This window comes from Streptomyces sp. NPDC008238 (assembly GCF_042956445.1).
Lineage (GTDB): Bacteria > Actinomycetota > Actinomycetes > Streptomycetales > Streptomycetaceae > Actinacidiphila.
Genome location: NZ_JBIBGK010000007.1, coordinates 185639 through 212291 on the forward strand (window position 1 = coordinate 185639; position 26653 = coordinate 212291).

The 26653-nt window shown below is 73.9% G+C and carries 28 protein-coding genes; 9 read left to right on the forward strand and 19 right to left on the reverse strand.

The features are described from left to right. Nucleotides 1–71: 71 nt before the first annotated feature. Both ACFZAU_RS18065 and ACFZAU_RS18070 read right to left on the reverse strand, forming a co-directional pair. Nucleotides 72–734 carry a LuxR C-terminal-related transcriptional regulator gene (locus ACFZAU_RS18065; protein ID WP_499601712.1) on the reverse strand — a complete coding sequence of 221 codons (663 nt, stop codon included), beginning with the start codon at nucleotides 732–734 and terminating at the stop codon, nucleotides 72–74. A gap of 215 nt (nucleotides 735–949) precedes the next feature. Further along, on the reverse strand, nucleotides 950–1600 hold the full coding sequence (locus ACFZAU_RS18070) for a DUF3000 domain-containing protein (RefSeq protein WP_500552946.1): 651 nt from the start codon (nucleotides 1598–1600) through the stop codon (nucleotides 950–952). 89 nt (nucleotides 1601–1689) lie between these two features. Here ACFZAU_RS18070 and hemE point away from each other — a divergent pair, with 89 nt between their 5' ends. Continuing rightward, a complete protein-coding gene (hemE, locus tag ACFZAU_RS18075) occupies nucleotides 1690–2733 on the forward strand; it encodes a uroporphyrinogen decarboxylase (protein ID WP_500460302.1) in 1044 nt (347 codons plus the stop codon). Between the two features lie 55 nt (nucleotides 2734–2788). Here hemE and ACFZAU_RS18080 read toward each other — a convergent pair whose 3' ends face one another. Next, a complete protein-coding gene (locus tag ACFZAU_RS18080) occupies nucleotides 2789–3829 on the reverse strand; it encodes a DUF4349 domain-containing protein (RefSeq protein ID WP_500552947.1) in 1041 nt (346 codons plus the stop codon). 127 nt (nucleotides 3830–3956) lie between these two features. Between ACFZAU_RS18080 and hemG the strand changes: the two genes are divergently transcribed. Next, entirely contained in the window at nucleotides 3957–5402 is a 1446-nt protein-coding gene (gene hemG / locus ACFZAU_RS18085) for a protoporphyrinogen oxidase (RefSeq protein WP_500552948.1), read from the forward strand. A gap of 4 nt (nucleotides 5403–5406) precedes the next feature. Further along, nucleotides 5407–6138, forward strand: a complete 732-nt coding sequence (hemQ, locus tag ACFZAU_RS18090) for a hydrogen peroxide-dependent heme synthase (RefSeq protein ID WP_500552949.1) — start codon at nucleotides 5407–5409, stop codon at nucleotides 6136–6138. Nucleotides 6139–6159: 21 nt separating this feature from the next. Here the strand turns inward: hemQ and ACFZAU_RS18095 are convergent, their stop codons facing one another. From ACFZAU_RS18095 to ACFZAU_RS18115, 5 genes are all read right to left on the reverse strand, one after another. Then, a complete protein-coding gene (locus tag ACFZAU_RS18095) occupies nucleotides 6160–6909 on the reverse strand; it encodes a TIGR04222 domain-containing membrane protein (RefSeq protein ID WP_500552950.1) in 750 nt (249 codons plus the stop codon). A gap of 97 nt (nucleotides 6910–7006) precedes the next feature. Then, complete coding sequence (locus tag ACFZAU_RS18100; RefSeq protein WP_500552951.1) at nucleotides 7007–8182, reverse strand: DUF1996 domain-containing protein; 1176 nt, start codon at nucleotides 8180–8182, stop codon at nucleotides 7007–7009. Between the two features lie 14 nt (nucleotides 8183–8196). Then, a complete protein-coding gene (locus ACFZAU_RS18105; RefSeq protein WP_499601701.1) occupies nucleotides 8197–8934 on the reverse strand; it encodes a DUF4142 domain-containing protein in 738 nt (245 codons plus the stop codon). A 162-nt stretch (nucleotides 8935–9096) separates the two neighbouring features. Then, a complete protein-coding gene (locus tag ACFZAU_RS18110) occupies nucleotides 9097–10461 on the reverse strand; it encodes an MbnB/TglH/ChrH family RiPP precursor modification enzyme (protein WP_500552952.1) in 1365 nt (454 codons plus the stop codon). Between the two features lie 113 nt (nucleotides 10462–10574). Next, the gene (locus ACFZAU_RS18115) at nucleotides 10575–11255 is read right to left on the reverse strand and encodes a peptidyl-tRNA hydrolase (protein ID WP_500552953.1); all 681 of its coding nucleotides are present in this window, start codon (nucleotides 11253–11255) and stop codon (nucleotides 10575–10577) included. A 68-nt stretch (nucleotides 11256–11323) separates the two neighbouring features. Here ACFZAU_RS18115 and ACFZAU_RS18120 point away from each other — a divergent pair, with 68 nt between their 5' ends. The 3 genes from ACFZAU_RS18120 to ACFZAU_RS18130 are packed head-to-tail and all read left to right on the forward strand — an operon-like array spanning nucleotide 11324 to nucleotide 13516. Then, nucleotides 11324–11998 carry an AIM24 family protein gene (locus ACFZAU_RS18120; RefSeq protein ID WP_499601696.1) on the forward strand — a complete coding sequence of 225 codons (675 nt, stop codon included), beginning with the start codon at nucleotides 11324–11326 and terminating at the stop codon, nucleotides 11996–11998. Nucleotide 11999: 1 nt separating this feature from the next. Next, nucleotides 12000–12848 carry an ABC transporter ATP-binding protein gene (locus ACFZAU_RS18125; RefSeq protein WP_500552954.1) on the forward strand — a complete coding sequence of 283 codons (849 nt, stop codon included), beginning with the start codon at nucleotides 12000–12002 and terminating at the stop codon, nucleotides 12846–12848. Beyond that, nucleotides 12845–13516 (forward strand): ABC transporter, encoded by a 672-nt coding sequence (locus ACFZAU_RS18130; RefSeq protein WP_500552955.1) that lies wholly within the window; start codon nucleotides 12845–12847, stop codon nucleotides 13514–13516. The genes ACFZAU_RS18125 and ACFZAU_RS18130 overlap by 4 nt, the downstream gene beginning before the upstream one ends. A 27-nt stretch (nucleotides 13517–13543) precedes the next feature. On the opposite strand, the gene ACFZAU_RS18135 is transcribed toward ACFZAU_RS18130, so the two are convergent. The 6 genes from ACFZAU_RS18135 to ACFZAU_RS18160 all read right to left on the reverse strand — a co-directional run bounded on the left by ACFZAU_RS18135 (nucleotide 13544) and on the right by ACFZAU_RS18160 (nucleotide 19660). Continuing rightward, entirely contained in the window at nucleotides 13544–14167 is a 624-nt protein-coding gene (locus ACFZAU_RS18135) for a LysE family translocator (RefSeq protein WP_500552956.1), read from the reverse strand. Nucleotides 14168–14171: 4 nt separating this feature from the next. Then, nucleotides 14172–16244 carry a spermine/spermidine synthase domain-containing protein gene (locus ACFZAU_RS18140; RefSeq protein ID WP_500552957.1) on the reverse strand — a complete coding sequence of 691 codons (2073 nt, stop codon included), beginning with the start codon at nucleotides 16242–16244 and terminating at the stop codon, nucleotides 14172–14174. A 98-nt stretch (nucleotides 16245–16342) separates the two neighbouring features. Continuing rightward, nucleotides 16343–16750, reverse strand: a complete 408-nt coding sequence (gene msrB, locus ACFZAU_RS18145; protein ID WP_499601690.1) for a peptide-methionine (R)-S-oxide reductase MsrB — start codon at nucleotides 16748–16750, stop codon at nucleotides 16343–16345. A 13-nt stretch (nucleotides 16751–16763) separates the two neighbouring features. After that, a complete protein-coding gene (gene murC, locus ACFZAU_RS18150) occupies nucleotides 16764–18155 on the reverse strand; it encodes a UDP-N-acetylmuramate--L-alanine ligase (protein WP_500552958.1) in 1392 nt (463 codons plus the stop codon). Between the two features lie 79 nt (nucleotides 18156–18234). After that, complete coding sequence (locus ACFZAU_RS18155; protein WP_499601687.1) at nucleotides 18235–18708, reverse strand: indole-3-glycerol phosphate synthase; 474 nt, start codon at nucleotides 18706–18708, stop codon at nucleotides 18235–18237. 193 nt (nucleotides 18709–18901) lie between these two features. Beyond that, a complete protein-coding gene (locus ACFZAU_RS18160) occupies nucleotides 18902–19660 on the reverse strand; it encodes a pyrimidine reductase family protein (RefSeq protein WP_500552959.1) in 759 nt (252 codons plus the stop codon). 86 nt (nucleotides 19661–19746) lie between these two features. Here ACFZAU_RS18160 and zapE point away from each other — a divergent pair, with 86 nt between their 5' ends. Continuing rightward, complete coding sequence (gene zapE, locus ACFZAU_RS18165; protein WP_500552960.1) at nucleotides 19747–20853, forward strand: cell division protein ZapE; 1107 nt, start codon at nucleotides 19747–19749, stop codon at nucleotides 20851–20853. A gap of 106 nt (nucleotides 20854–20959) precedes the next feature. After that, nucleotides 20960–21835 carry a PPK2 family polyphosphate kinase gene (locus ACFZAU_RS18170; RefSeq protein WP_500552961.1) on the forward strand — a complete coding sequence of 292 codons (876 nt, stop codon included), beginning with the start codon at nucleotides 20960–20962 and terminating at the stop codon, nucleotides 21833–21835. Nucleotides 21836–21854: 19 nt separating this feature from the next. Here the strand turns inward: ACFZAU_RS18170 and ACFZAU_RS18175 are convergent, their stop codons facing one another. From ACFZAU_RS18175 to ACFZAU_RS18185, 3 genes are read right to left on the reverse strand one after another with little or no spacing between them, the layout of a single operon-like run. Beyond that, a complete protein-coding gene (locus ACFZAU_RS18175; protein ID WP_499602017.1) occupies nucleotides 21855–21992 on the reverse strand; it encodes a hypothetical protein in 138 nt (45 codons plus the stop codon). 13 nt (nucleotides 21993–22005) lie between these two features. Next, on the reverse strand, nucleotides 22006–23763 hold the full coding sequence (treZ, locus tag ACFZAU_RS18180; RefSeq protein ID WP_500552962.1) for a malto-oligosyltrehalose trehalohydrolase: 1758 nt from the start codon (nucleotides 23761–23763) through the stop codon (nucleotides 22006–22008). A 28-nt stretch (nucleotides 23764–23791) separates the two neighbouring features. After that, nucleotides 23792–24700: a GNAT family N-acetyltransferase gene (locus ACFZAU_RS18185; protein ID WP_500552963.1), complete on the reverse strand. Its 909-nt coding sequence runs from the start codon at nucleotides 24698–24700 to the stop codon at nucleotides 23792–23794. A 237-nt stretch (nucleotides 24701–24937) separates the two neighbouring features. Here ACFZAU_RS18185 and ACFZAU_RS18190 point away from each other — a divergent pair, with 237 nt between their 5' ends. Further along, nucleotides 24938–25492 (forward strand): FHA domain-containing protein, encoded by a 555-nt coding sequence (locus tag ACFZAU_RS18190; RefSeq protein ID WP_499601678.1) that lies wholly within the window; start codon nucleotides 24938–24940, stop codon nucleotides 25490–25492. 19 nt (nucleotides 25493–25511) lie between these two features. On the opposite strand, the gene ACFZAU_RS18195 is transcribed toward ACFZAU_RS18190, so the two are convergent. Both ACFZAU_RS18195 and ACFZAU_RS18200 read right to left on the reverse strand, forming a co-directional pair. Beyond that, a complete protein-coding gene (locus tag ACFZAU_RS18195; RefSeq protein ID WP_500552964.1) occupies nucleotides 25512–26048 on the reverse strand; it encodes a hypothetical protein in 537 nt (178 codons plus the stop codon). A 44-nt stretch (nucleotides 26049–26092) separates the two neighbouring features. Further along, nucleotides 26093–26575, reverse strand: a complete 483-nt coding sequence (locus tag ACFZAU_RS18200; protein WP_499601675.1) for a VOC family protein — start codon at nucleotides 26573–26575, stop codon at nucleotides 26093–26095. Nucleotides 26576–26653: the final 78 nt, after the last annotated feature.

Sequence of the window (26653 nt, forward strand, 5' to 3'; positions counted from 1 at the left end):
AGTATCTGTGTACAGCAGGGGCCCGCCGACGGAACGTTCCGGCGGCGGGCGCACCCGGGATATGACGTCGATCAGTGGATGATGCCGGTACGCAGCGCGACCGCGACCATGCCGGCCCGGTCACCGGTGCCCAGCTTGCGGGCGATCCGGGCCAGGTGGCTCTTCACGGTCAGCGCGGACAGCCCCATGGAGACCCCGATCGCCTTGTTCGACTGGCCCTCCGCGACCAGCCGGAGCACCTCCACCTCGCGGCCGGACAGCTCGCGGTAGCCGCCGCCGTGGCCGGGGGCTCCCGGTGGGCGGCGCTGCAGCCGCTGGCCGGCGGGGCCCAGGGGCACGGAGCCGGGGCGGCCGGGGATGCCGAGGTTGGTGCGGGTGCCGGTGACGACGTAGCCCTTCACACCGCCCGCGAGGGCGTTGCGCACGGCGCCGATGTCGTCGGCGGCGGACAGGGCGAGGCCGTTGGGCCAGCCGGCCGCCCGGGTCTCGGCGAGCAGGGTCAGCCCGGAACCGTCGGGGAGGTGCACGTCGGCGACGCAGATGTCTCGGGGGGTGCCCACCCTGGGCCTGGCCTCGGCGATGGAGGACGCCTCGATCACGTCGCGCACCCCGAGCGCCCACAAGTGGCGCGTGACGGTGGAACGTACGCGGGGATCGGCGACCACCACCATCGCCGTCGGCTTGTTCGGGCGGTAGGCGACCAGGCTTGTGGGGTGCTCGAGAAGAACCGACACCGGGCCTCCTGGGACATTGGCGGGAAGGGTCACAGGTTCCTTCGGCAGCAACTTCGCCCGGCTTTAGAGAATGATCACGACTTGTTTAGTAACAATTCCGGCAATTCGGACGGGCTGTCGAGCAGGGTCGATCGAAGGTGTGAAGATCGCGGTCACCGGGTGTCAGAGCGTGTTGACGGCGGTAAAGCGAGTGGTCAGCGCGGGCGCGCCGGTCCTCAGCGGGTCTGCTGCGGGCCGCGCCGCTTCGGCAGCGGCACCACCGAGGGGCCGCCCCCCGGCGGGGGGCACGGGGGCTCGGCGGGCACCGGCGGCAGTCCCGCACCGGTGCACAGCAGGTCGCACCAGGCCGCCAGGTGCGAGGCCATGTCCGGAACGCCGCCGCTCACCGCGAGCGGCGTCCACGAGGCACGGATCTCGATGCGGGTGGAGTCCTCCCGCCTGGCCAGGGTGCCGAAGTGGTGCGAGGAACTGCGCGAGACCGTGCCGCCCGCCTCGGTGAAGGCCGCGCCGCGCCCCTCCAGGGCGCCCGTCAGCCACGACCAGCTCACCTCGGGCAGCAGCGGGTCCCCCGCGATCTCCGGTTCCAGCTCCGCCCGGACCAGGGTGACCAGCCGGAACGTACCGTGCCAGCCCTCCTGGCCGTCGGGGTCGTAGAGCAGCACCAGGCGCCCGTCCCCGAGCTCCTCGTCGTCGACGACGACCGCCGCCTCCAGGGCGTACGCGTGCGGAGCCAGGCGCTTGGGCGGGGGCACGGGATCGAGCTCCACCTCGGGCCGTACCCGGGCGCGCAGCAGTGCGTCGACCGCGTGCTGGAACGGGAGGGGGGCGTCGTTCCCGTCCGAGAGGTGCCCATGAGCCGCTGCCATGCCCGGAAGCGTAGGCCGAAGGGGGCCCGCAGTGAGGGAGGACACCCGGTCGGGCGGGTCGCCCACTTGGCGCATGCGAAGATTCGGGGGTGAGTGCGCACCAGCAGACCGCTGCTTCCCCCTTCATCCTGGCGTGCCGGCGCCGGCCCGTGCCGCACACCCCCGTGTGGTTCATGCGCCAGGCCGGGCGCTCCCTCCCCGAGTACCTCAAGGTGCGCGAGGGGATCCCCATGCTCGAGTCGTGCATGCGGCCCGACCTCGTCACCGAGATCACGCTGCAGCCCGTGCGGCGGCACAAGGTCGACGCGGCGATCTACTTCAGCGACATCGTGGTGCCGCTCAAGGCCATCGGGCTCGACCTCGACATCAAGCCGGGCGTCGGCCCGGTCGTCGAGCAGCCCATCCGCTCCCGCGAGGACCTGCAGCGCCTGCGGCCGCTCGACCCGGACGACGTCAAGTACGTCACCGAGGCGATCGGCATGCTCACGGGTGAACTGGGCGCGACGCCGCTGATCGGGTTCGCGGGTGCGCCCTTCACCCTGGCCAGCTACCTGGTCGAGGGCGGCCCGTCGCGCAACCACGAGCGCACCAAGGCCATGATGTACGGCGAGCCCGAACTGTGGGCGGAGCTCCTGGACCGTCTCGCGGACATCACCTCGGCCTTCCTGAAGGTGCAGATCGAGGCCGGCGCCAGCGCGGTGCAGCTCTTCGACTCCTGGGTCGGCGCGCTCGCCCCCGAGGACTACCGGCGCCACGTCATGCCCGCCTCCGTCAAGGTCTTCCGGGCCGTCGAGGACTACGGCGTCCCCCGCATCCACTTCGGCGTCGGCACCGGTGAGCTGCTCGGGCTGATGGGCGAGGCCGGCGCGGACGTGGTCGGCGTGGACTGGCGGGTCCCGCTGGACGAGGCCGCCCGCAGGGTCGGCCCCGGCAAGGCGCTCCAGGGCAACCTCGACCCCGCGGTGCTCTTCGCCCCGCGCGAGGCGGTCGAGAAGAAGACCCGCGAGGTCCTGTACTCGGCCGGTGCCGCCCCCGGCCACATCTTCAACCTGGGCCACGGCGTCCTGCCCAGCACGGACCCCGACGCCCTGACCCGCCTCGTGGACTTCGTCCACACCGAGACGTCCCGCTGACACCGCCGGCACCGGTGACCCCGCGCCGCACGGCGCGGGGTCACCGGTGCCGCCGCTACTCCCGCGGCTGGGCCTCGCCGTCGCCCGCCCCCACCGGCGCGGGCACCCGCACCGGCTCCGGGGGCGCGGCGACGGTGCGCCGGGCGGGCAGCGCCCGGCGCAACAGCCGGAAGCCCAGGTAGCCGAGGAGGACCAGCGCGGCGAACGGCGCCACCACGGCGAGGACGACGAGCAGGGTCCGCAGGGTCACGTAGAAGGCGTGCCAGCCGCTGCCGAGGGCGTCGCCCACCGTGGCCCAGAAGCCGTCGGCCTTCTCCGGTGCCTCCTCGGCGGCCGGCTCCTGCACCTCCAGGGTGATCGTCGCCATCCCCGTCCGCGCCTTCAGCGAGGCCTGCTGGGCCTCCAGCGCCTCCAGGTCGGCCTGGCGGGAGCTGAGTTCGCCCTCCAGGGCGACGACGTCGCTGAGCCTGGTCGCCCGGTCCATCAGCTCCCGCACCCGCGCCACGCTCGCCCGCTGCGTCTTGAGCCGGCTCTCCACGTCCACCACCTCGCCGGTGACGTCCTGGGCGTCCACCTTGCGGTTGCGCAGGGTGCCCAGCCCGGAGAGGTCCTGGAGCACCCGGTCGTAGCCCTCCGGCGGCACGCGGAGCGTGATGGTGGAGTACTCCAGGCCGTCCTCGTCCAGGCTGGTGCTCTCGTTGCCGACGTAGCCGCCCGCGCCCTCCACCAGCGTGCGCGCCTTGGCCACGGCTCCGGGGACGTTCCTGGCCTCGACCGTCAGCGCCGCCGTGCGCACGATGTAGGACTGCGCCAGGGTCGGGGTCCTCCCCGCCCCGGTTCCGGTGCCGGACCTGCTGCCGGAGCTCTTGCCGGTGGCGTTCTCCGTGTCGCCGCCCGCGTCGGCGGGTGCCGTGCCCGCGTCGGGCCGCTCGGCCAGACCGGGGGCGGCGGCACCGGCCTTGCCGTCCGCGGTGTCGGCGCTGCTCTCGCTGCCGCCGCCGCTGCCGCAGCCGGTGAGCATGAGGGCGGCGGCCAGCGCCAGGGTGCCCAAGGCCGCGGCAAGTGGTCTGCGGGCTGCGGTGGTTGACGTGCTCACAGGGCATCCCCCCGGGTCCGTTGCGTCTGTTGCCGATTCGACGTGAGGGGCACGGGGCGGGTTTCGGCTCCGTGATCCCGAAGAGGTCACGGTTAGGGCTCGTTCCTGCGTCTGAGACAGTGGAGGCATGAGCAATACGCAGCCCCGGGCCGGGCATGTGGTGGTCGTGGGCGGCGGGGTCTCCGGACTCGCCGCGGCGCATTTCCTGCTGGAGGGCGGGGCGGCACGGGTGACCGTGCTGGAGTCCTCCGGCCGCCTGGGCGGCAAGCTGTACGCGGACGAGATCGCGGGCGTCCCGGTCGACCTGGGCGCCGAGTCGATCCTGGCGCGCCGCCCCGAGGCGGTCGACCTGGCCCGCGCGGTCGGCCTCGGCGACGACCTGGAGGCGCCCGCCACGACGACCGCGGGCCTGTGGACCCGCGGCCGGCTGCGCCCCATGCCCAAGGGCGGCGTCATGGGCGTCCCCGGCGACCTCGGCTCGCTCGCCGCCTCCGGTGTGCTGTCGGCGGCCGGCCTCGCGCGGCTGCCGCTCGACCACGTCCTGCCCCGCACCAAGGTCGGCGAGGACGTGGCGGTGGGCGCCTTCGTCGCCGCCCGGCTGGGCCACGAGGTCGTCGACCGGCTCGTCGAACCGCTGCTCGGTGGGGTGTACGCGGGCAACGCGTACGAGATCTCGCTGCGCGCCGCCATCCCGCAGCTCTACGAGGGCGCGCTCGGCGGCCGGTCCCTGATTGAGGCCGTCCGCGAGAGCCAGCGCAAGGCCGCCGCCGCGCGGCAGGACGGCCCGGTCTTCGCCGGCGTCCGGGGAGGCGTCGGCCGGCTCCCGGTCGCCGTCGCCGAGGCCTGCCGCGCCGCCGGGGCCCGCATCGAGACCGACGCCCCGGTCCGCACGCTGCGCCGTACCCCCGACGGCTGGGAGGTCGCCTTCGACCACGACGGCACCCGCGAGACGCTGGCCGCGGACGCGGTCGTGCTCGCCGTGCCCGCCCCCGCCGCGTCCGCGCTGCTGGCCGCCGAGTCGCCGGGCGCCGCCGCGGAGCTGTCGGCGGTGGAGTACGCGAGCGTCGCCCTGGTCACGATGGCCTTCCGGCGGCGCGAGATCGCCCACGCACTGCCCGGCAGCGGCTTCCTCGTCCCGCCGGTCGACGGGCGGACGATCAAGGCGTCCACGTTCTCCAGCCAGAAGTGGCAATGGAGCGGCGCCGCCGACTCCGACGTCTACGTGCTGCGCACCTCGATCGGCCGGCACGGCCAGGAGGCCGACCTCGCCTGGGACGACACCGACCTCGTCCGGCTCTCCCGCGAGGACCTCGGCGAGGCCGTCGGGCTCACCGCGGCACCCGTGGCCGCCCGCGTCACCCGCTGGGACGGCGGCCTGCCGCAGTACCCGGTGGGCCACCTGGCGCGGGTCGCGCGGCTGCGCGAGCACGTCGCGAAGCTGCCCGGCCTCGAGGTGTGCGGCGCCGTCTACGAGGGCGTGGGCATCCCGGCCTGCGTCGCGAGTGCGCGCGGCGCGGCGACGCAGGTGCTGGGCACCCTGCGGCGGGCCGCGGAACCGGACGCGGGACAATAGCCCCATGACCGACTCCACTGCTTCCGCCGCCCCCGCCAAGGCCCCCAACGCCGGCAAGAAGGCCAAGGACCTCAACGAGGTCATCCGCTACACCCTCTGGTCGGTGTTCCGGCTGCGCGACGTCCTCCCCGACGACCGCACCCGCTACGCGGAGGAGGTGGAGGAGCTCTTCGCGCAGCTCGCCGAGAAGGACGTCACGGTCCGCGGCACCTACGACCTGTCCGGTCTGCGCGCCGACGCGGACGTCATGATCTGGTGGCACTCGGAGACCTCCGACGCCCTCCAGGACGCGTACAACCGCTTCCGCCGCACCATGCTGGGGCGCCACCTGGAGCCCGTCTGGTCGAACATGGCCCTGCACCGCCCGGCGGAGTTCAACAAGAGCCACATCCCCGCCTTCCTCGCCGACGAGACGGCCCGCGACTACGTCTCCGTCTACCCCTTCGTCCGCTCCTACGACTGGTACCTCCTCCCCGACGAGGACCGCCGCCGCATGCTCGCCGACCACGGCAAGATGGCGCGGGGTTACCCGGACGTGCGGGCGAACACGGTGGCGTCGTTCTCGCTGGGGGACTACGAGTGGATCCTGGCGTTCGAGGCGGACGAGCTGCACCGGATCGTGGACCTGATGCGTCATCTGCGGGCGTCCGAGGCGCGGATGCACGTCCGCGAGGAGGTGCCGTTCTACACCGGGCGCCGTAAGTCGGTGGCGGACCTGGTGTCGGGTCTGGCCTGAGGCCCTGCCCCGCGCGGCGCGTCAGCTCAGGGCCGCGCGGAGGGCGGGGTCGGGGAGGGCGGAGGGGCCCCGGACGGCGAGGGCGGTGAGGAGCTGCCGGCGGTCGTCGGGGGCCGGGCCGCGGGGGACGTCGACGGCACGCAGCAGCTCCCGGCCCGCAGGGGCGGCCCAGCGGGTGTAGGGGTGAATCTCCAGGCGCGCGACGGCCAGGCAGCCGAGGGTGGCCAGCAGGGGGAGGGCGAACCACGGCAGCAGGGGCCGGCCGGCGGGGCTCAGGGTCGTCGCGGCGACAAGCATCACCAGGATGAGGGCGGAGGCGGCGCGGACCTCGCGGAAGCCGGTGGAGATCGACTCCCGGGTCGCCGCGGGCACCGCGAGCCCGGCGTCGGTGAGGCGCCGCGCCAGCGCGCGGACCCCGTCGGAGCCGGCGTGCGCCGCACGTATCGCGGGGACGGGGGCCTGGCCCCCGGGGCCCGTGGCGGCGATCAAGGAGCGCTCGATGGCGTCCCGCCCGTCGGGGTCGACGACCGTCGCCCAGCCCGTCCCGGCGAGCAGCAGGCGGCGCTCGCGGCCCATCGTGACCATCGTCAGCTCGGTCACCCGGCGCGGACCGCCGGCCAGGAAGGCCATCTCGTAGAGCCCGAGGGCGTGGTCGGCGGCCGCTGCGGCGGTCGCGTCAGGCAGATCGGCCGCGGCGACCGCCGCCCTGCACAGGCGTGTGCAGGAGGCGATCGCCGCGGCCCAGGCCACGAGGAGGAAGAGCATCCACATGGGGGAGTTGTAGCCGACCCCCGCGGGGGTCCGCCCGTGGTTTCCCGGAACGGCGGCGGGCGGACCGGAGCCGGCGGGGGTCGCGCGGGCTACCGCGTCAGCCGCAGTTGCGGTTGCCGTTGACGCAGCTGACGACCTGGTTCATCAGGCGCGTCGGCATGAAGTTGGCGAAGTCCGCGTGGTCCGTGACCGGCTTGTGCAGCTGCTCGGGGAAGCTGTCGAGCGCGAAGTTCGGACCCTGCGGGACCTTGTAGGTGAGCCGCATCTTCAGCTGGGGCACGGCCTTGAAGCCGGCCTGGCACCGTCCCGCACCGTCGGGGAAGACGATGTGCGTGCGGTGGTTGGCGCTGTCGGCGTTGGTCCCGTCCCAGCAGTTGGGGAAGTTCAGGGTGCGGACCACGCGGCTGCCCTGCGGGCACAGCGGGTACTTGTCGGTGAGCTGACGGTTCTCGAAGCCGGTGCAGCTCCACGACGCCTTGGCGTTGGCGACGCCGTTGGTGAAGGACTTCGCGTCGCCCATGATGATCCGCATCGTGGACGGCATCGCCACCACCTTGGACGTCGGGCTGCCGCCGAAGACCAACTGCACCGAGGTCGCCTGCAGGATGGTGCCGGTGTTGCCGTCGGCGTCCGGCGCGTCGTTGGCAGAACGGGTGCGCAGCACCGGCCAGAAGTACGTCGACTTGTCCCCGCGGGCACAGGTGGTGCCGGCCGCGGCCAGGGACTCGTTGGTCGAGAATCCGTCGGTGCTCAGGTTGCCGACGTAGTCGTGGACGTGGTGCGCGCCGTTGGCGACGCCGGGGGCCACGATGAAGTTGTCGGGGTTGTGGTGCTTGTTCTCGTTGCGGCCGCAGCGGGCCGTGAAGGTGCCGCGCGAGGCGCCGCGCTGGTTCGCCGCCCGCTGGACGTTCGGCTTGACGGAGCGGATGTCGGCGAAGTCCTCGGGGGCGGGGCCGTTGGTCTGCGTGCCGCCGCCGGCCGGCGCGGACGCCGAGGCCGAGGGGGCCGGGGAGCCGCTCTGGCCGCCGTTGTTCTGCCCGCCGTTGTTCTGCCCGCCGTTGTTCTGGCCCCCGTTGTCCGCCTTGGTGCTGTTCCCCGGGCTCGGGCTCTGCCAGCCGCCCGAGTGGCCGGAGTTGGACCGCCAGTGGGCCGAGGCCGATCCGGTGACCAGGGCGAAGGTGCCGCCGGAGCCGAGCAGTGCCAGCACGGCTATCAGCACGAGTTGCTTGGTGCTCAACCTGCGCCGGTGGTTCATGTGTTGTCGTGTGGGCATGGGATCGCTCATTTCTACTGCGACGGCTGGGGGGACGAAGCCGCTGGGGGAAGTGAGTACGTGGGGGACGGGGTGACGATGAAGGTCGGCTCACCGGGACCCGGCGAGACCGGCACCGCCGCCGCGGGGTTGGTGGGGCTGGCGGTCGTGTCCACGGCGACCTGGTCGAAGTTGACCATCCCGGTCTTCTCCAGAACGGTGATGTGGTCGAGCACCGTCGCGTTCGCCTGGTCGGCCAGTTCTCGCACCAGCGAATTGCGGGTGGTGGCGCGTACCTGGGCGACGACGGAGAAGACCTGGCCGTGGGCGAGCCTCAGGATGTTCGCGAACTTCTGGTCGAAATCCTGTCCACTCGCCGCGGACATCGTGGCCAGAAAGCCCATTTGCTGCTGTGTGGGCTGGTTGGGCAGGGTGATGCCCAATTGGGGAGCGATCGTGCGGCACGTGGCGTCGAGGCTGGTGTGCCCGTCGATCAGGTGCTGCCCCGCGCGCTTGACCGCGGGCGTCGTCCCCTTCTGCAGGCCCATCTGCCCGGCGGGGAACTCCCACAGGCCGGCCAGTCGGACCTTGGTGACGAAGGTGCGGTCCAGCTGCGTGAGCGGACCGTACTGCGTGGACACGGTCTGGGCGCCGGCCGCGGTCACGGCGGGGCTGTTCAGCCCTGACATGACGGGGTAGGCCAGTGCGGCGAGGGTGACCACGAGAGCCCCGACCACGAGGCTGAGTCCGGTGGCGTAACGGGTGGATCGCATGGGACCGCACGTTAGTGCGTTTGAAGCGTCCAAGGCGAGGAACGGTCACGTATTCGCGAATTCCAGGAATCGGGGCTAGCGCCTTGATATGTTGTTGTCTTTTCGTGCCCGATGGGCCCCGCCGCCATTCTCTTCGCAGGTCGGAGGCCTCTTGGAAAAAGATTATGGCAGCTTTGAACGGAGCCTGTCCCGCATACGTATGAATACGTGTGAGGGCTGTCGCGGCGAACGGAAAACGCTTCCGCGCAGCCGCGGCCGCCGGGCCCGAAGCGGCGCCGGCCCCGACCGCTCCCGCCACCACGCGGCCAACTGCCGGACGACCGCGGGTTCGTGCGTGCCGTCGGCGCCGTCGAGGACGTGCGCGGCGAAGTCCAGGGCGTCGCGGCGGTACCCGCCCGTGAGCGGCCGCGCGGCGGCGTAGCGCAGGAACGCCGGCCGGTACGCGGCCCCCAGGATCTCCGGCAGCTCCGGCGCCACCTTGGCGACGACCCCCGCGCGCTTGGCGGCGAGGGCGCGGCCCTGCACGCCGATCCGGGTCCGGTCGAAGCCCTCCGGCACCGGTGTCCCGGCCACGAGCGCCGACAGCAACGCGGTCTGCCGCAGCGCGAGGCGCTGCCGGGCCGCCCCCGACGCCGCGGCGACCCCGGCGGGCACGGAGGGCGGAGCGGGCGCGTCCGGACGCCCGCCCGTGCCGGCGTCCACCACACGTCCTATCGCGGCCAGTTCGCGGGCCAGCTCCTCGTCCGCGGGGAAGTCGTCGTCGCGCTCCAGCAGCACCCCGGGCGGGCAGCCCCGTTCGTACAGCGCCGCCAGCACGTCCAGGACCGCCCCGGGGACCGGGTGCGCGTGGCTGTCGTGCCACACGCCGTCCTTCTCGACGCCGCCCGCCACGTGGACGTAGGCGATCGCGTGCACCGGCAGCGCGTCGAGCGCCGCGAGGGGGTCCTCACCGCGGTTGACGTGGTTGGTGTGCAGGTTGGCGACGTCGACCAGCAGCCGCACCCCGGTCCGCTCGACGAGCTCCGCGAGGAACGCCCCCTCGCTCATCTCCTCGTCCGGCCAGGCCATCAGCGCCGCGATGTTCTCCAGCGCGAGCGGGACCGGCAGCGCGTCCTGCGCGACGCGCACGTTCTCGCACAGGACGTCCAGCGCGTCCCGGGTCCGCGGCACGGGCAGCAGGTGCCCCGCTTCCAGGCGGGCCGAGCCCGTGAGCTCCCCGCCCCCGCGGACGTAGGCGATGTGCTCGGTGACCAGGGGGGCGCCCAGCGCCTGCGCGCGCTGCGCGAGGGCGGCCAGCCGTTCCGCGGCGGGCCGCTCGGCGCCCCCGAGGCCGAGCGAGACGCCGTGCGGGACGACCGTGACACCGCGCTCGCGCAGCCGCAGCAGTGAGTCGGGCAGGTGCCCGGGGCAGACGTTCTCGGCGACCGCCTCGACCCAGTCGACGCGACCGGCCTCCGCGAGCGCCTCGACCGCCGCCGCGATCTCCGGCCGCCAGCCGATGCCCGTGCCCAGATACGAGTGCTCCATGCGCCCCCCTTCCTCCTGCCGGGTTTGTGGCCCGGCGGAAGGCCCGCGAACCCCGTGGGGCGGGTTTCAGAGCTTGATTTGAGCTTGCGGCCGCAGGCTCCGCGGGCGCGGCCTCAGCGGCGCAGCGCGGGATGGTCCGCCACGACGGTGCACGAACCCGGGGCGATCTCGGTGAACCCCGCGTCCCGCACCACGGGCAGCCCGGACGCGGTGAGCGCCTCCCAGCGGGCCTGCGGCGCCGTGCGCACCGCCAGCGGGAAACCGGCGTCGCGCCACTGCGCACGCCCCTCGGGGGACAGCGCCAGCCAGGCGAGCTGGGCGCCGTGGCCGGCCTGCGCCATGGCCTTGCCCGCCGACATCGGCACCCCCGGGTTGAGCCAGAGCACCGGGAGGCCGGCGTCCGGCGCCAGAGGCGGCTCCGGCTCCTCCAGCTCCGTCCCGGACACCTGCAGCCGCGCCAGGTCCTTGGGCCAGCCGTCCAGCGGCACCGGCGGGAAGACCCGCACCTCGGCGGACTTGCCGGTGACCGTGATGCCGGGCAGCGCCTCGGCCCGCCGCCACTCGGCGCCGCGCGCCCGCCGCACGACCTTGCGGATGCGGGCGTCCTCCCAGCCCCGTACCGCCTCGGCCCACTCCCCGTCCCCGGCGGTGCTGCGCTCGTCGGAGCGCAGCAGGAGCACGGCACGGGCGGCCGTCTCCAGCGCGTCGGTACGCGACGGCGGGGCGTCCCGCTCGATGCGGACGACCAGGGGGAGCACGAACTGGGGAGCGGCGTCACGAGGATCGGTTGTCACCTCGACAGTCTGCCACCAGCCCGCGGAAGAGCTTGTCGGAGCCGATCCCTCCGGGCCAGGATGCCGGGGTGCACAGCGACCTCTTCGCGACCGAGAACACGGCGCAGCCGGCCACCGAGCCCGGCATGACCCTCCAGAACGCCAAGTCGATCAAGTACGCGGTCAACGGCGAGTGCCTGGCCCGCCAGGGCTCGATGATCGCCTTCCGCGGCAACCTGCAGTTCGAGGTGAAGGGCCAGGGCGTCGGCAAGTTCCTCAAGCGGGCTTTCACCGGTGAGGGCCTGCCGCTGATGGCGGTCCGCGGCCAGGGCGAGGCCTGGTTCGCGCACGAGGCCGCCAACTGCTTCGTCATCGACATCGACCCCGGTGACAGCCTCACCATCAACGGCCGCAACGTGCTGGTCTTCGACTCGACCCTCTCCTACGAGATAAAGGTCGTGAAGGGCGCGGGCATGACCGGCGGAGGCCTGTTCAACAGCGTCTTCACCGGGCACGGCCGCCTCGGCGTCATGTGCGAGGGCAACCCGATCGTCATCCCGGTCACCCCGCAGGCCCCGGTGTACGTCGACACCGACGCCGTCGTGGGCTGGAGCGCCCAGCTGCAGACCTCCCTGCACCGCTCGCAGAGCTTCGGCTCGATGCTGCGCGGCGGGTCGGGCGAGGCCGTGCAGCTGATGCTGCAGGGGGAGGGCTTCGTCATCGTCCGGCCGAGCGAGTCCCAGCCCCACCAGCCGTCCAACTGACGTGCGCCTGGAGGCGGTCGGCCGCCGTTACGGCGCCCGCGGACCCTGGGTGCTGCGCGGCGTCGACCTCGACGTGCCCGCGGGGCAGGTGCTGCGCGTCGAGGGCGCGAACGGCAGCGGCAAGTCCACGGTCCTGCGCATCCTCGCCGGCATCGACCGCCCCACCACGGGCCGGGTCAGCGGGCGCCCGCGCACCGCGTACGTGCCCGAACGGTTCCCGCCGGCGCTGCCCTTCGACGCGTACGGCTACCTCGTGCACCTCGGGCGGGTGCACGGGCTCGGCGGCCGCACCGCCGCCCGGCGGGCCGCGCAGTGGCTGGAGTGCTTCGGCATTGCCGGCCACGCCCGGACCCCGCTCGCCGAGCTGTCCAAGGGCACCTGCCAGAAGGTGGCCGTCGCCCAGGCGCTGGTGGCCGAGCCGGAACTCCTCGTCCTCGACGAGGCGTGGACCGGGCTCGACCGGGAGGCACGCGCCGTCCTGGACGACGCCGTTCGCGCCCGGTGCGCCGCCGGCGGCACCGTCGTCTTCGTCGACCACGACCCGCGCCGGCTGGCCGCCGACATCACGGCGGCCCACCGCGTCGAGGGCGCCCGGCTCGTGCCGGTGCCCCTGGACGCCGCTGCCGGGCCGCGCGTCGTCATCGAGGCCACCGGCGGCGGGGAGCCGCCGGCCGGCCTCGTCCACGAGCCCGCCGCGCCCGGCACGCTGCGGCTGACCGTCCCGGCCGCGGAGTCCGACGCCGTCCTGCGGCTGCTGCTGGCCGCCGCCCCGCCCTGGCACATCCGCGCGGTCCGTCCTGCCAGGCCGGCCGCAGAGCCGCCCGCGACGCCGCCCACGGAGACCTCATGACCGCGACGCTGCACTACCGGACCGCGCTGCTGCTGCGGTCCTTCCGCTGGCTGCCCCCGCTGCTGCTCTACGTCGCCGTCATGGGGATCGGTCTCGCCGGCGGACCCCAGCCGTTGCTGGACTCCCTCGGCTGGAGCGCCGCCGCCCTGCTCCCGGCCGCGGCCTGGCTGGTACGGGTCAGCGTCACCGTCGAGCCGCCGGCCGCCCGGGCCTGCGTGGCGGCCGCCACCGGTCCGGGACGGGCCCACACGGCGGGCGTCCTGGCGGCGCTGCTGTGCTCCGTGGTGCTGGGCGGCGCGGGCACCGCCGTGGTGGCCGCGATCGCCGACCCGCACACCACGGACCACCTCAAAGCCGTCCCGGTCGCCCCGGCGGCCGTGGCGGGTCTGCTCGCCGCCCTGGTCACGGCGCTGCTCGGCACCGCCGTCGGTGCCCTCACCAACCCCCCGGTGCTGCTCCGCCCCGGATGGGCCGTGCCCGTCACGGCGCTCACCGCGGTCCTGGTCCTCGTGGCGGCCGGATCGCCCGCCAACGCGGCGGTCACCGGGCTCGTCACCGGTTCGCGCACCGGCGCCGTCCCGTTCCCGCTGCTGCCGCTCCTGCCGGCGGCGCTCGCCGCCGCGGGCACCACCTGGCTCGGGGCGGTGCTCAGCGCCTGCCGCGGATGAGGGCCGGGACGGCCCTGCGGGGCGGGCTCAGCCCTCCAGCGCCATCCGGATGCCGAGCGCCACGAGCACACCGCCGGACACCGCCTCCAGGCGGCGGCGCACCGCTGCGCGGCTGAACACCGACCGCAGACGGTCGACGAACCAGACGTACGCCCCGTAGTAGCCGACCTCGTAGACCGCCCACAGCGCCGCGAGCCCGGCCATGGTGGGCAGCTGGGGCGCGCCGGCCGGCACGAACTGCGGCAGGAACGACATCGCGAAGACCGCCGCCTTGGGGTTGGCCAGGTTCATCCCCAGCCCCGCGCGGTAGGCCGCCCACGGGGTCACCGCCGCCTCCTCGTCCGCCGCGGCCCGCTCGGGGTCCGGGCCGCGGCGGGCGGCACGCAGCGCCTGGACGCCGAACCAGATCAGGACGGCGGCGCCGACGATCCGTACGACGTCGTAGGCGAGCTGCGAGGCCGCGAGGAGCGCGGTGAGCCCGAAGGCGGCGCACAGGCCCCAGACGAACACACCGGTCTCGTTGCCGAGGACGGTCGCGAAGCCGGCACGGCGGCTGCGCAGGGAGTGCCTGATGATCAGCACCGTGCTCGGCCCGGGGGCCGCGGCGACGAGGGTGCACGCACCGATGAAGGGCAGGAGGACGTTCAGCATCCCGTCATGGTGCTGCGGCGGGCCCTCGCGCACCAGCCGGTTTCCGGGCGCCGGTCACGTCCTGCCCGCCCTTCCCCGTGCCGTCCGCGCCGTCCCCCGGGCCACCGCCGCCGTAGAGCCGCATCGCGACGCAGGCCCCGGCGTACAGCACCGCCACCAGGATCAGCAGCGCCCGGTAGCCGGTGAGCAGTGCCAGGTACTCCAGGGTGCCGCCGGTCAGCGCGCCCAGGAGGTTGGCGCCGAAGGCGGAGGTCGGGTCAGGCGCCTGCGCGAGGCGGTCGGAGAAGATCAGGTTGGCGCAGAAGATCGGCGCGAAGGCGAGGGCGACGGCCGCCGCCAGCCGCGCCGCGAAGGGCAGCGACAGCACGGCCTGCGCGGGGACGAGCCAGCCGACGGCGAGCGTGACGAAGAGCAGGATCTGCAGCGCCGTCTGGTTGAGCCGGCGCATCCGGCGCCGCACCTCGACGGCGGCCAGCACCGCCAGCAGCACCCCGATGAAGACCAGCGCGTTCACCAGCCAGGTGGTGCCGAAGTACAGCGCGAAGCCGATGACGTTCTTCGTCTCCAGCAGCATGAAGGCCGCGCCCATCAGGAACATGTCCGTGTAGCGCAGCGTCCCGCGCAACCGCACCCCGGCCAGCCGCACCGAGATCACGGTGACCAGCAGGATCAGGCCGAGCGCGCCGAGGTACAGGCTCGGCACGGTGCGGTCGAGGAGGTACGGGAAGGGGTGGTCGTCGTCCGCGGGCGGCGGCACCGCCCCGGAGGCCCGCCAGACCGTCCCGCAGGTCTGGTCCGCCGGCGTCAGCCCGGCCACCAGGACCGCGGCGCGCTTGCTGTACTCCGTCATGCACGGCGCGTGGCCGAAGACCTGGTCCAGGCTCCCGGCGAAACGGTCGATCAGCCACTGCTGCCGGTAGTAGTTGTACATGGCGAACGCGCCGCCGGGCGCGAGGTGGTCGCGCGCGGACTCGAAGGCCTGCTTGGTGAAGAGGTAGCTCTCCAGCCGCAGGTTGCTCGCCCCCGACACCAGCGTCAGCGAGTCCGGCAGGGCGAGCACGATCAGGTCGTACCGCGTGTCCGTCCGCTCAAGGAAGGCCCGCCCGTCGTTGATGTGGACGTGCACCCGCGGGTTCTCGTACGGCTTCGCGGGGTGCAGCTTCGCCCCGATCTCCTGCAGCCGCGGGTCGATCTCGACGGCGTCCACGTGCTGCGCCCCGTTGGCGAGCGCCACGGCGACGTCGTTGCCGTTGCCCGCCCCGATCACCAGCACCTTGCGGTGCGGGTTGTCCGGGGTCTCCCGGTAGGCCTGCTCGTACGGCGAGTTGGGCTGCTGCAGCACCTTCAGCGGCGCGATGCTCTGGTGCGGCACGCCGTTCGCGGCGATCTTGTACGTCCGCGAACTGGTGCCCGGCTCGGGGCGGGTCAGCTCGATCTTGTAGTACGGCGACCAGGACACCCCCGGCGCCAGCGACTCGAAGAGCAGCGTCATCACCATCGCCGCCAGCGGCAGCGCGTAGCGCAGGACGTTGCGCCGGCCGCCGAGCACCAGCAGCGCCGCCGCGGCGATCAGCCCCCACACCAGGGAGGGCGCGCGCAGCCACGACAGCCCCGCGAAGGCCACCGAACCGGTCAACGAGCCGAGCAGGTCCCAGCGGTACGCCTCCAGCGAGGGCAGTTGCCGGAACAGGTCGGCGGTGATCTTCCCGATCGCCGTCATGGCGAGGGCCACCAGCAGGAAGAGCACCGGCAGCGTCACCCACTGCGGCAGACCGGTGGTCCGCACGGCGGTGAAGTAGATGATGTCGCCGCTGCTCTGCCGCACCTGGACGGGGAACTCCCGCACCAGCACGACGAGTACGGCCAGCGGCAGCGGCGCCCACCGCTTGAGCCACTGACCGCGTTCTGCGGCGATCAGGAAGCCCAGCCCGATCCCCAGGAACGAGCCGAGCAGGATGAAGTTGGAGAAGTAGCTCAGATGGACGACGTTCGCGCCCGCCCACCGGATCAGCGCCAGTTCGACGAAGAGCATGGTGGCGCTGGCCAGCAGCAATCTGGCCCGTACGTGGTGTTCCATGCCCGGCCACGTTGCCACCCGGTGGGCGGGGAGTCGACGGACGCGCCCCGTGGGGCGCGTGAGCCCCACGCGGGGGGCCTAGCCGTCGGATTTCGTGATCAGTCCCCCACGGGGGCCAGTCGCAGCGAGATCGAGTTGATGCAGTAGCGCTGGTCCGTCGGGGTGTCGTAGCCCTCGCCCTCGAAGACGTGGCCCAGGTGCGAGCCGCAGCGGGAGCAGCGGACCTCGGTGCGGACCATGCCCATCGAGCGGTCCTGGATCAGCTCGACGGCCTTGCTGTCCTTCGGGTCGAAGAAGGACGGCCAGCCGCAGTGCGACTCGAACTTGGTGTCCGAGGTGAACAGTTCGGCGCCGCAGGCCCGGCAGGAGTAGACGCCCTGGGTCTTGGTGTCGGTGTACTCACCCACGAAGGGACGCTCCGTGCCCGCCTGGCGCAGGACCGCGTACTCCTGCGGCGTCAGCTCCTCACGCCACTGCTCCTCGGACTTGTCGACTTCGTACGCCATGGTCTCCCTCTCCTCAGTTCTCCAGGCGGGCGAGGATGCGCGGACCGAGATCGGTCACGTCTCCCGCGCCCATGGTGAGAACAAGGTCACCGGGCCCGGCCATTCCGGCGACGACCTCGGGGACCGCGTCCTTGTCGTGCTCCGCGGCGACGTCGGCGCCCGCGGCGGCGGCCGCGTCGACGATCAGGCCGCTGGTGACGCCCGGGATCGGGTCCTCGCGGGCCGGGTAGATGTCCAGCACCACGGAGGCGTCGGCCAGCGCCAGGGCCCGGCCCATCTCCAGGCCCAGCTCCTGGGTGCGGCTGAACAGGTGCGGCTGGAAGACCACGACGATGCGCCGGTCGCCCGCCGCCTCTCGCAGGGCCTGCAGGTCGGCGGTCATCTCGGTGGGGTGGTGCGCGTAGGAGTCGATGACCTGCACGCCCCCGGCGGTGCCCTTCAGCTGCAGCCGGCGCTTCACCCCGGTGTACGTGCCGAGCGCCTTGGCCAGGCCCTCCACCGGGACGCCCAGCGCGACGCCGGCGGCGAGGGCCGCGACCGCGTTGTGGGCGTAGTGGCGGCCGGGCACGGAGACGGTGAAGGTGTGCTCCTCGCCGCCGAGGCGGACGGTGACGTCGCTGGACATGCCGTGCGGGGTGACCCGCAGGATCCGCACGTCGGCCTCCTCGTCCTCGCCGACGCGCACGACGTCCAGCCCCTCGCGGCCCGCCACCCGGGCGGCCAGCTCCCGCGCCCCGGAGTGCTCGCCGACGACCAGGGTGCCGCCCGGCACGATCTTGCCGACGAAGACCTCGAACGACTCGTGGACCTCCTCCACCGACGCGTAGTTCGCGTGGTGGTCGAGCTCCACGTTCAGCACGATCGCGACCTCGGGGTCGTACTTCTGGAAGCTGCGGTCGCTCTCGTCCGCCTCCGCCACGAAGATCTCGCCGGTGCCGTGGTGGGCGTTGGAGCCGGGCGCGTCCAGGTCGCCGCCGATGGCGTACGACGGGTCCAGGCCCAGTGCCGACAGGCTCACCGCGAGCATGGAGGTGGTGGTGGTCTTGCCGTGCGTGCCGGCCACCGCGATCGGGCGCGAGCCCCCCATCAGCGCCGCCAGCGCGTCCGAGCGGTGCACCACCGGGATGCCGCGGCCACGGGCCGCGGCCAGCTCCGGGTTGTCGTCACGGATGGCGCTGGAGACGACCACGCATGTCGCCTCCGGAGCGAGGTGGTCCGCGGAGTGACCGATGTGGACGGTCGCGCCCAGCTCGCGCAGCGCCTCCGCCGTCTCCGAGTCCTTCGCGTCGCTGCCCGCGACGGCCGCGCCGCGCTGGGTCAGGATCTTCGCGATGCCCGACATCCCGGCCCCGCCGATCCCGATGAAGTGCGGTCGGTCCATGCCGGGGGGAAGGGTGGGGCTCATGCGCGGTGCTCCCTGGAACTCACGGGGTCGGTTGTCGGCCGTCCCCGATTCTTCCACCAGTCGGGGACCCGGCGTCCGCTCAGTCCTCCGCGTTGTGGGCGAAGAGCTTCAGCACCGGTACGCCGACCCTGTGCCGGGCCCGGGACGTCCAGTCGCGGTGGAAGAACTCCTCCACCAGGTGCGGGGCGGTCAGCACGATCACCTCGTCGGCGTGGGTCTGCTCGACCACCGACCGCATCAGCTCGATCGGGTGCCGTTCGACCACCTCGCCCACCGCCTCGCAGCCCGCCTCGCGCAGCGCGGTCAGGCTGTGGTTCAGCGCCCGCTCGGCGGGCAGCAGCGCCTGGTCGCCCTCCGGGCGGTCCCGCTCGTGGACGGCCTTGTCCAGTTCACCCAGCGCGACGTCGTCGATGGCCCGCAGCAGCCGGTCCTGGTCGCCGCGGGGCTGCATGAGGACGACGAAGGAGACGGGCTCGTCACCATGGAGCGTGGTGACCAGTTCCACGTCGGCGGGGACGAGCGGCTGCTCGATCATGAGTACGGTCGTGAACACGGACGCGTCCTTCTCTCTCGCGGGCCGTCGGGCCAGCCACGGAAACCATCCTGCCCCGCCGGGGCGCGGGGCACGCGGGGTCATCTGTTCCCGCGCCGCGGCACGCGGACGTCCACGGGCGGGCGGTCGGCGCCATCCGGGTGAGGCCGGTGGCGCGGGGCGGCGGCGGCCGGTCCCGGTCGTGCCGGGGCGGTCAGCCGCGTACGTAGCGGGTGAACAGGAAGCCGTCCTCCTCCAGGATCGACAGCGGGGCGTAACGGACGGGGTCGGCGATGCCGGGGCCGTTCATGATGCGCATGGCGTCGCCGGCGGTCAGCAGCGGCGCGACCGTCAGGCACAGCTCGTCGACCACCCCCTCCGCGGCGAACTGGGCGAGCAGCCGCGGCCCGCCCTCCGTCAGCATCCGGCGCAGCCCCAGGGCGGCCAGCTCGCGCACCACGCGCGCCGGCTCCACGCCCGTGCCCCGGCCGGCCCGGACGACCCGCGCCCCGGCCTTCGCCGCCGCCGCGACCCGGTCGGCCGGGGCCTCCTCGCCGGTCAGCAGCAGGGTCGGCACCAGCGGCTCGGTGAACAGGGGCAGCGAGAAGTCCAGGTCGAGCCGGGCACTGACCACGGCGATCGCCGCGGCCGGGCCCTGCCCCGCCGCGGCACGGCGCTCCGCGAAGGCCTCCCGGGCCCTCGCCGGGCGGTAGCCCTCCTGCCGCACGGTCTCCGCGCCGACGACGACGACGTCGGCCAGGGCCCGCAGCACCCCGAAGACCCGCATGTCGGCGTCGGAGGACAGCGGCTGGGAGCGGCCGTCGTGCCGGGCCGCGCCGTCCAGCGAGGACACCATGTTCGCCCGCAGCCAGGGCGCGTCACCGGCGGACTCCGGGTACGCGTAGGCGTCCGCCAGCGCCTCCGGGCCGTCCAGGGTCTCGGCGGGTGCGGGGGCGGGGAAGAGGCGGCGCATGGCTGCAGTCTTCCACGCCCCCCGCGCAGTGGTGTCGCCCACACGGCGGCGAGGGGACCTCCGGCGAGGCACTAGGCTGGAGTGCTGTGTCCTCGTCCTTCGCCGCCGCGCAAGAATCCAGCCCGATACCCGGCGGGACGCCGCCCGGGTCGCTGAGCGGACGCGAGCCGCGCGTCCCCGTGGACCGGCTGGTGGCGGAGATGGTGCCCCCGCCGCGTTTCGACTCCGTCCGGTTCGACAACTACCTCCCGGACCCCGGGCAGCCGAGCCAGTCCGAGGCCGTCGCCACGCTGCGGGCCTTCGCGGAGGGACTGGCCGCCCCCGAGGGCGGCGGACGCAAGCGCTGGTTCCCGCGCCGGGCCGCGGCAGCGGCCCCGGCCGGCCCCGGCGGGGTCTACCTCGACGGCGGCTACGGCGTGGGCAAGACCCATCTGCTCGCCTCGCTGTGGCACGCCACGCCCGCGCCGCGCGAGCAGAAGGCCTTCGGCACCTTCGTGGAGCTGACCAACCTCGTCGGCGCCCTCGGCTTCCAGCAGGCCGTGCGGGCGCTCAGCGGGCACCGGCTGGTCTGCATCGACGAATTCGAGCTCGACGACCCCGGCGACACCGTGCTGGTCTCCACGCTGCTGGGCAAACTCGCCGACGCCGGGGTGAAGCTGGCCGCGACCTCCAACACCCTGCCCGGGAAGCTCGGCGAGGGCCGGTTCGCGGCCGCCGACTTCATGCGCGAGATCCAGGGCCTGTCCGCCCGCTTCCGTTCGCTGCGCATCGACGGCGAGGACTACCGCCACCGCGGCCTCCCCGAGGCCCCGGCACCGTACGGTGACGACGAGGTCACCGCCGCCGCGGGACGCACCCCCGGCGCCTCCCTGGACGACTTCGGCGCCCTCCTGGCGCACCTCGCCCGGGTCCACCCCAGCCGCTACGGCGCGCTCTGCGACGGCGTCGAGGGGGTCTTCCTGCGCGGCGTCCGCCCGGTGGAGGACCAGGCCACCGCGCTGCGCCTGGTCGTCCTGGCCGACCGGCTCTACGACCGCGAGGTCCCCGTGATGGCCTCCGGGGAGCCCTTCGACCGCATCTTCGGCGAGGAGATGCTCGCCGGCGGCTACCGCAAGAAGTACTTCCGGGCGATCTCCCGCCTCACCGCCCTCGCCCGCGACGCCGGACGCCTCGCCGCCCCGCACGGTTCCTGAGCCGCCGCCCGCGGCCCGCGTTGGCGGGTCCGCGGGATCCGTCGCACCATCGGATCACCGGAACAGGGCCCGCGGGGACGCGGAACGTACCCCGGAGGGAGGCGCGGTGGCGCAGAGGAAGCCGGACACCGCGTCCGGAACCAGGCCGGGGCTGCGCACCAGGCTGCGCGTCCCGTCGGGCGGACCCGTGCGGCTGCGGTCGGTCGACCCGCGCGCGACGCCGGGCGGCCCCGCCCACAAGGCCGAGGCCCTGGCGGGCGTGCCGTACGCCAGGGACCGGATCACGGCGCTGCAGGAGCGGCTCTTCGCGCAGAGCACGGCGGGCGACCCGCGTTCCGTCCTGGTCGTCCTCCAGGGCCTGGACACCTCGGGCAAGGGCGGCTCGGTGCGGCACCTGGCGAGCCTGCTCGACCCCGCGGGGTGCCGCATCACCGCCTTCAAGGCCCCGACCGCGGAGGAGAAGGCCCACCACTTCCTCCGGCGCGTCGAACGGGCCCTGCCCGGCCCCGGGCGGATAGGCGTCTTCGACCGCTCCCACTACGAGGACGTCCTCGTCCCCCGGGTCCGCGGCGGGGCGCCGCGCTCGATGTGGGAGGAGCGCTGCGAGACCATCAACTCCTTCGAGGCCTCGCTCGCCGACGACGGCGTCAGCGTCGTCAAGGTCTTCCTGCACATCAGCCGCGAAGAGCAGCGCACCCGTCTGCTGGCCCGGCTGGACAACCCCTGCAAGCGCTGGAAGTTCGGCCCCGCCGACCTGGAGGACCGGGCCAGGTGGGGCTCCTTCCAGCAGGCGTACGAGGACGTGCTCGACCGCTGCTCCACGGAGGCCGCGCCCTGGTACGTCGTCCCCGCGGACCGCAAGTGGTACCGGAACTGGGCCGTCGGGCGGCTGCTGATGGAGCACCTCGACCTGATCGACCCGGTGTGCCCGCCGGCCTCCTTCGACGTCGAGGCCGCCCGCAAGGAGCTGCTGGAGGACTGACCCGGTGCCGCCCGGCGGCTCAGCCGCTGCAGGCGGTGCGCTGGGCCTCGTGCCAGGCGCAGACCGGGCAGAGGGTCGCACCCGGCTGCGAGTCGGGGTGCTCGGTCGGCTCGCCGCAGTGGACGCAGATCGCGCGGGGTTCCTCGTCGGTCGTCACCCGGACAGGGTAGTCAGCGCTCACGGAGCACGGCGACCGAGTGCCCGGGCAGGTGGAGGCACCCGGTGGCGGTGGGCGGCGGGCAGGGACGCCAGGCGGCGACCTGGACGTACCCCGGCGGGTCGGCGCGGCCCGGGTGGTGGAGGGGGACCAGCGCCTCGTCGCCGGAGAGGTTGACGGCGATCCGGAACCGCCCGCGGTCCAGCCGCAGGGTGTGCTCGCCCACGGTGACGTGGACGGCGTCCAGGGCCGGGTCGGTCAGTTCGGGCTCGGCGTGGCGCAGCGCGATCAGCCGCCGGTACCAGGCGAGCAGCTCCGCGTGCGGCTCCCGGGCCGGTTCGGACCAGTCCAGGCAGGAGCGCAGCCGGGTCGCCGGGTCCTGGGGGTCGGGGATGTCCTCGGCCCTCCAGCCGTGCTCGGCGAACTCGCGGCGGCGGCCGCGCGTGATGGCGGCCGCGAGCTCGGGGTCGTCGTGGTCGGTGAAGAACTGCCAGGGCGTGCGGGCCCCCCACTCCTCGCCCATGAAGAGCATCGGCGTGTACGGGGAGGTGAGCACGAGCGCGGCGGCCGCGGCGAGCAGCCCCGCAGGGACGCTCGCGCCGAGGCGGTCGCCGGTGGCCCGGTTGCCGACCTGGTCGTGGGTCTGGGTGTACGCCAGGAAACGGTGGCCCGGGGTGCCTGTCAGGTCCACGGGGCGGCCGTGGGCCCGGCCGCGGAAGCTCGAGTGGGTGCCGTCGTGGAAGAAGACCCGGCGCAGCGCCTTGGCCACGGCGGCCACCGGGGCGACGGCGAAGTCCGCGTAGTAGGCCTGGGACTCGCCGGTGACGGCGGCGTGCAGGGCGTGGTGGAAGTCGTCGTTCCACTGGGCGTGCACGCCCAGGCCCCCCGCCTCGCGCGGGTCGGTGGTGCGCGGGTCGTTGCGGTCGGACTCGGCGATCAGGAAGAGCGGCCGGCCCACCGCCGCGGCCAGCGCGTCGACGGCAGTGGACAGCTCCTCGAGCAGGTGCACCGCACGGGTGTCGACGAGGGCGTGGACGGCGTCGAGCCGCAGCCCGTCGAGGCGGTAGTCGCGCAGCCATGCCAGGGCGCTGCCGACCAGGAAGGCGCGCACCTCGTCGGAGCCGGGGGCGTCGAGGTTGACCGCGTCGCCCCACGGGGTGTGGTGGCGGTCGGTGAAGTACGGGCCGTAGGCGGGCAGGTGGTTGCCCGAGGGCCCGAGGTGGTTGTGGACGACGTCCAGCACCACCCCGAGGCCCTGGCCGTGCGCGGCGTCCACGAAGCGCTTCAGCCCGTCGGGGCCTCCGTAGGGCTCGTGCACCGCCCACAGCGACACCCCCTCGTACCCCCAGCCGTGCGTGCCGGGGAACGGGCAGAGCGGCATCAGTTCGATGTGCGTGATGCCCAACCCGGCCAGGTACGGCAGGTGTTCGACCGCCGCGTCGAAGGTGCCGGCGGTGGTGAAGGTGCCGACGTGCAGTTCGTACAGGACCGCGCCCGGCAGCGGGCGGCCCGCCCACTCGTGGGTCCAGGCGAACCGCCCGTGGTCGACGACCGCGCTCGGCCCCTCGGGTCCTTCGGGCTGGCGGCGGGAGCGGGGGTCGGGCCGCGGCGGGCCCCCGTCCAGCGCGAAGGAGTACCGCGCACCGTGCCCGGCGGGCACGTCCGCGTACCACCAGCCCTGGCGTTCGGGGTCGCGCTCCATGTCGTGAGCCCGGCCGTCGACCCGTACCTCCACCTCACCGGCGTCCGGTGCCCACACGTCGAAGCGCATGGGCACCATGCTGCCCGCCGTCCGGGGGTCACACCAGGTTGACGCGCTCCTGGGAGACCGGATAACCCGCCTTGGCGAAGTGCGCCGCCATGGGCGCGTTGGTCTGGTCGGTGGCGGCGGCGATCTTCTGCGCGCCGTGACCGACCAGGTCGTGCGTGCACTCGACCAGCAGGTCGTAGGCGTAGCCGTGGCCGCGCTGCTCCGGCAGGACGCCGATGAAGCCGACGCAGAACGCGCCCGGATTGCGCCCCGGGACCTGGATGCCGGCGAGCTCACCCTGCGGGGTGTACGCCAGGCGCCACCATTCGCGGGGCGACTGGAGCCAGTTGAGGAACTCCAGTTCCTCGCGGGCGGCCGCGTCCGGGCCGTGCAGCCGCACCGTGCGGCGGGTGTGCGCGTCGAGGCTGCCGACCCCGATGCGCCTCAGCACGTCCAGGATCACGCCGTCGTCCGGCTCCGGCCGGTACTCCAGGCGTCCGGTGCGCTCCGGCAGCCCGCACTCGGGCGTCCAGGTGTAGCGGTAACGCTCGACGACCACTTCCATGCCGGAGACGATCGCCGCGTCGATGCGGGTCTGGGCGGCCTCGCGCACTTCGCGCCGGTCCCGCCAACCGGGCGGGACCAGCAGTTCGTACTCGGCCTTCAGCGGTGCCGTGCGCAGCAGCCGTACGGCCGCGTCGGCGTCGGTGAAGTCGAACCAGTCCAGGGCGATGGGCTTGTCGTCGGTGGGGGCCGCCCACCACGCCGCGCGGGCGACCACGGTGCCGTCGCGCAGGGCCACCCAGGTCCAGTCGGGGCGGTACTCGCCGCCCTCGTCGGTCATGGCGTAGGTGTGGCCCAGCAGGGAACGGCCGACCAGGCCGTCGTCCTCGAGGGCAAGGGAGCGGAACAGGTGGGATTCGCCCGCGGCGAGCGGGCGGAAGACCAGATCGGTCATGAAGGTGAAGTCCTCACGGGAGAGTGGTGCGCTCCCGGTCAGACGGAGTACGCCCTGCGGATCTCGGGGCGGGAGCGCGGAACGCTGAACAGGCACATGGCTTCCGCCTCCTTCCTCGGTCAAGGGCGTGCGCCCACCGTAGTCGGGCCGCCCCGGCGGCGTCCACGCAATTAAGCGCGGCCCCCCAGGGCCGCACCTTCTGGACACCCCGGCCTCCCCGGCCCGACAATCACGCAGGTGAGCTACGAGTTCCCGACGCACCCGCCGCGTCCCACCGACGCCGAACGCGAGCGCGCCATCGAGGTGCTCCGCGAGGGCGCCGTCGACGGACGGCTCTCCCACGACACCTTCGTGCGCCGCATGGGACTCGCCCTCAAGGCCCGCCACGCCGACGAGTTGGCCGCCCTCATCGCCGACCTGCCGCCGGAGCAGGGCCGTTGGGCCCGGCTGACCGGCTCGATCGTCCGCGCCGTCACCAAGACCTCGGCCTTCCGGGCCCGCATGCGGCTCGCCTGGGCCGTCCAGCAGCTGCCGCCGCTGCTGCTGCCCGCCCCCGGGCCCTTCCCGGTGCGGATCGGCCGGGACCTGTCGTGCACCTTCCGGCTCAGCCACTCCTCGACCTCGCGCTTCCACGCGGAGCTCAGCCACGAGGGCGGTCTGTGGGTGCTGCGCGACCTCGGCTCGATGAACGGCACCTGGGTCAACGGCCACCGCGTCATGGGCGCGGCCGCCGTCCGCCCCGGCGACCAGGTCACCTTCGGGGCGATGAGCTTCCGTCTCACCACCGCCTGAGCCCGGGCCGGGCCCGGGCTCAGGGCCCGAACATCGGCTCGTACGCCCCGTGGTCGGGGTCGTCCACGTACGGCAGGAAGTCCGGCACCGTGCGGGCCGCGTTCGCCAGCAGCCGGGCGACGACCTCCTCGACCGGAGGGGGCGTCAGCCCGAGGGCCGCCACCAGTTCGGTGCGTTCCCTGTCCAGGTCCGGCTCATCGGCCCGCGCCTCGGCGTCCAGCTCCTCCGGGGAGCGCCCGCAGTCCACGTCGTGCCACCACACCGGGCAGCAGACGAGCAGCTCCACCGCCTCGGTCAGGTCCGCGCCGATCAGCGCCGCCTGCCCCTCGGAGTCCGCGTACACCACGGGCCGCTCGGCGTCACCGGGTTCCCCGCACAGGTAGAACGTGCCGCCGGCGGCGTCGCCCGCTATGGGGCGCATCGCGAGGCCCGAGGGCAGGCGCACGTCCTCGACCGGGTCGCGACCGGTGATGTCGAAGTCAGCGGTCCGCGTGAGGTTCGAGGCCGCGACCGGGTCGTTCTCGATGCGGGCGAGCAGGGCTTCCGAGGCGTCCATGGCAGGACGTTAACAGCGGGGTCCGACAGTCCGGTCCGCGTCGCTCAGGCGGTGCGGGACCGGAGCACCGGCTCGCGGCCGCCGGCCAGGCGCAGCACCTGCCCGCGGCAGGGCGGCGGTCCCTCGTCGACGGTGGCGAAGCGCAGCTCGTGGCCGTCAGGGTCGCGCAACTGCGGCAGCAGCCAGCCGCGGGTGGTGCGGACGACGGCGCCGTGCGGCTCGCCGAGGGCGTCCAGCCGGGCCGCCAGCGCCTCCAGGGCGGGGAGGTCGGGGACGCCGAGGGAGAACCACGCGAAGCCCGCGGAGGCGGCCGCGAGGGCGGGGTCGTGGCGCAGGCACAGCACGGGTCCGCCGCCGGGGTGGGCCATGGCGACGCCGGCGAACGCGCCGCCCTCCGTGAACTCCGCGATCCGGTGGTGGCCGAGGACCCGCTCGTACCACGCCTCCGACCGGGCCGGATCGCTGACGGGCAGCGTCACGTGGTGCACTCCGGCGAGACGCGGGATGAAGGGAATATCGGTATACATGCCGCATACCGTACAGTGTGCCCGGTCGCGCAGCTCCGGCGCAGGAACGGCGTGCCGCACGGTGGTTGACGATCCGTC